Here is a 3,655-nt window from a genome sequence, read left to right on the forward strand (position 1 = left end):
AACTTGAAATAAATGACTGTTCGCGTGAAATTGAAGCAAAGTGGTTACTTTAAACACTAAAAAGGCCCTTACGGGCCTTTTATATTAGTTTACGATGAGTTTCCAACCGAGTTTACTTTGCAATTTAGACTCTTGTTGTAGCTCACTAGCCATAAGAGGGTGTTCTTTTAACCAGTTATTGGCAAACTTTAAGTCTAAGGTGTCTTTTTCTACAGATAACTCTATTTTAGGAAGTACGTCGTCTTGTCGGCGCATCGATAATATTACGGCAATTCTTAATAACCTAACTAAGTATTGGGTAAGTGTACTATGTGCACCAAGAACGTCGAAGCTGCCTTTTTGAATATCGGAGCGATGCGCATTGGCAACAGCTGCAATCACTTTATGCTCAGATTGTGAAAAACCTGGCATATCGGTGTTTTCTATAATGTAGGCTGTGTGCTTGTGATATTGCTTGTACTCTATTAATAAACCAATTTCGTGTAGTTGTGCTGCGGCTTTTAAAAGCGGCAACGCATTTTCACTAACAAGCGGCCAGCTTTCACCTACTTGTTCTGCCAGTTGAATAACTAAGCTCGATACCCGATTAGCTTGCTTTTGATCAACATGGTAACGGTCCATAAACCCATCAACAGTGCGTTTACGAATGTCGTTGTTATGAAGCTCGGGCACCATACTGTAAAGCACACCTTCGCGTAGTGCACCGCCAGCTAATCCCATTTTTTCAATTTCAAGCGATTCAAATAGCGCAATTAAGATAGCTAGACCAGATACAAAAACTAATCTGCGCTCTTCGCTTAGACCTGGTAAGTCTAGTGCAGCGATAGTGCTAAACGTTATTGATTGCTCTTTTATTTTATTTAGCTTTTCTAGAGTGAGTAGTTCATCTAAGTGTTGCGCAACCATTATTTCTTGAATGGCTTGCACCGTGCCAGAAGCACCCGATGCAATTTGCCAACCTGCTTGTTTATACTCAGGGGCAATTTCATCAATAACTTCGTGGGCAGCTTTGATGGCAGCGTTAAAGTTTGCTTCACTTAATTGGCAATCTTTAAAATAGCGTTCTAAATAAGTAACACACCCCATATTTAAGCTTTTATAGTGCAGTGCCTCAAAGCCCTTACCTATAACGACTTCGGTACTTGCACCACCAATATCAATAACTAGCTGCTTGCCAGTGCATGATGAAGTGTGTGCTACGCCTTTATAAATAGTGCGTGCTTCTAGCTCACCACTTATTACATTAATAGTATGGCCTAAGATTTTTTCTGCTTGTGCTTTGAAAACATCGGCATTCGTCGCAAGACGTAATGTGGCCGTTGCTACTATGGTTATATTTTGTTTTGGAATGTCTTGTAGGCGCTCAGCAAAAAGTGCAAGGCACTCCCAGCCTCGCTGCATTGCCTCAGTGCTTAATACGTTGTCTTTATCAAGCCCTGCGGCTAATCTTACTTTGCGTTTAACGCGGCCTATAGTTTGTAGGCCGCCAGCAATTGATTTAGCAATTAGCATATGAAAGCTATTTGAGCCTAAATCAATGACTGCATACACATTTTTTTGCGGTTTAAATTGCCCCACCGTTCAAAAACCTCTAGTTACTACTACGTACAGTAACGGCCGAGTTACGACCGTCCTTTTTGGTAACTATTATTTGGGCGACGTCCGTTATTATTACTACGATTACGTGGGCCTGTAGAATAGTTGCGCTTTCTTTGAATAGTAGGCTTTGTTAAATCATCTAGCAATGCGGTTTTATCATAATGTGATAAAGGAATGCTGTGCTCTATATACTCTTCTATTTCATGCAGGTTATAAGCGTACTGCTCACATGCAAAGCTAATTGCATGACCTGATGCGCCCGCACGACCTGTACGGCCTATACGGTGAACGTAATCTTCACAATCATCTGGCAGGTCAAAGTTAAATACATGACTTACCTCAGGGATATGTAGCCCACGTGCTGCCACATCGGTTGCCACTAAAAAGTCTAATTCGCCTTTGGTGAATTGCGCTAATATAGATTGGCGTTTTTTCTGGTTTACATCGCCAGTGAGCATACCTACTCGGTGGCCATCGGCTTTTAACCAGGCATACACTGTTTCACAGCTGTGCTTTGTATTGGCAAACACAATGGCTTTGTCTGGCCATTCTTCCTCAATTAAAGTTAATAGCAGCTTAATTTTATCTTCTTGAGAAGGATGAAATAGCTCTTCTTTAATTCGCTTACCTGTTTTAACGTCTGGCTCGATTTGAACGTGCTCAGGGTTGGTCATATGTTCAAAGGCAAGTTCTTGCACGCGATAAGAAAGCGTGGCAGAAAATAATAGGTTTAATCTATCTGCTGTATCTGGCATGCGGCGGAACATGTAACGAATGTCTTTTATAAAGCCTAAATCGAACATACGATCGGCTTCATCAAGCACAACTACCTCAATTTCATTAAGGGTGTAACAGCCTTGCTTGTACAAATCGATTAGTCGACCTGTAGTACCAATTAAAATATCAACGCCTTTTTCTAATTGTGCACGTTGTTTTTCGTAATCTTCGCCACCATATACTAAACCTAAGTTAAGATTACAGTGCGGCGCTAAAATTTTAGCATCTTTGTGTATCTGAATCGCAAGCTCCCGAGTCGGGGCCATGATCAGGGCTCTTGGATGTTTACTAGGTGCTTTGCTAGATTGTAATAACCGATGGCACGTGGCAGTTAAAAACGCCAACGTTTTGCCCGTACCTGTTTGTGCTTGGCCCGCGATATCGCGTCCGTCACAAATAAAAGGTAGGCATTTTGCTTGAATGGGTGTGCAATATTCAAACCCACTTTCGGTTAAACCGGCAACCACTTCCGGTGCGATAGCAAAGTCTGAAAACTTTTTATCGGTCAAATGTGTCTTAGTCATAGCGTTTAAGCATAACGTTTAAACTTGCAATAAGAAACAAGAGTGTTTAAATACGCACTAAATATTTCGCCTAACTAAATCGGAGAGCGCAATGAGCGAGAAAATAATCCAAATTACTGACGATAGCTTTGAAGCTGACGTATTACAATCAGACAAGCCTGTACTAGTAGATTTTTGGGCTGAGTGGTGCGGACCTTGTAAAATGATNNNNGGTAGGCATTTAGCTTGAATGGGTGTGCAATATTCAAACCCACTTTCGGTTAACCCGGCAACCACTTCCGGTGCAATAGCAAAGTCTGAAAACTTTTTATCGGTCAAATGTGTCTTAGTCATAGCGTTTAAGCATAACGTTTAAACTTGCAATAAGAAACAAGAGTGTTTAAATACGCACTAAATATTTCGCCTAACTAAACCGGAGAGCGCAATGAGCGAGAAAATAATCCAAATTACCGACGATAGCTTTGAAGCTGACGTATTACAATCAGACAAACCTGTACTAGTAGACTTTTGGGCAGAATGGTGCGGACCGTGTAAAATGATCGCCCCAATTCTAAGCGAAGTTGCTGATGAATTTGATGGCCGTGTAACGATCACTAAATTAAACATTGACCAAAATGCAGGTACACCACCTAAGTTTGGTATTCGTGGTATCCCTACACTACTACTTTTCAAAGACGGCCAAGTAGCTGCCACTAAAGTAGGCGCACTATCAAAAACACAATTAGTTGAGTTTTTAGAAAACAACATCTAAGTGT

General features: G+C 41.1%; 3 protein-coding genes and 2 pseudogenes. 2 read left to right on the forward strand and 3 right to left on the reverse strand.

What is annotated here, in order from left to right; genetic code table 11:
- Nucleotides 1-84: 84 nt before the first annotated feature.
- Both gppA and rhlB read right to left on the reverse strand, forming a co-directional pair.
- Nucleotides 85-1,578 carry a guanosine-5'-triphosphate,3'-diphosphate diphosphatase gene (gppA, locus tag B4F91_RS13350; protein WP_096040975.1) on the reverse strand — a complete coding sequence of 498 codons (1,494 nt, stop codon included), beginning with the start codon at nucleotides 1,576-1,578 and terminating at the stop codon, nucleotides 85-87.
- Between the two features lie 44 nt (nucleotides 1,579-1,622).
- Nucleotides 1,623-2,900, reverse strand: a complete 1,278-nt coding sequence (gene rhlB, locus B4F91_RS13355; protein ID WP_054983731.1) for an ATP-dependent RNA helicase RhlB — start codon at nucleotides 2,898-2,900, stop codon at nucleotides 1,623-1,625.
- Nucleotides 2,901-2,991: 91 nt separating this feature from the next.
- Here rhlB and B4F91_RS13360 point away from each other — a divergent pair.
- Nucleotides 2,992-3,105: pseudogene (locus B4F91_RS13360) on the forward strand (thioredoxin family protein); the annotation flags it as partial.
- Here the strand turns inward: B4F91_RS13360 and B4F91_RS19450 are convergent.
- Nucleotides 3,057-3,233 (reverse strand): annotated as a pseudogene (locus B4F91_RS19450) (RNA helicase); the annotation flags it as partial. The pseudogenes B4F91_RS13360 and B4F91_RS19450 sit on opposite strands and share 49 nt — an antisense overlap.
- Nucleotides 3,234-3,324: 91 nt before the next feature.
- Between B4F91_RS19450 and trxA the strand changes: the two are divergent.
- Entirely contained in the window at nucleotides 3,325-3,651 is a 327-nt protein-coding gene (gene trxA / locus B4F91_RS13365; RefSeq protein WP_008109071.1) for a thioredoxin TrxA, read from the forward strand.
- Nucleotides 3,652-3,655: the final 4 nt, after the last annotated feature.

This window comes from Pseudoalteromonas sp. UBA6610 (assembly GCF_002433295.1).
In the GTDB taxonomy this organism is placed as follows: domain Bacteria; phylum Pseudomonadota; class Gammaproteobacteria; order Enterobacterales; family Alteromonadaceae; genus Pseudoalteromonas; species Pseudoalteromonas atlantica.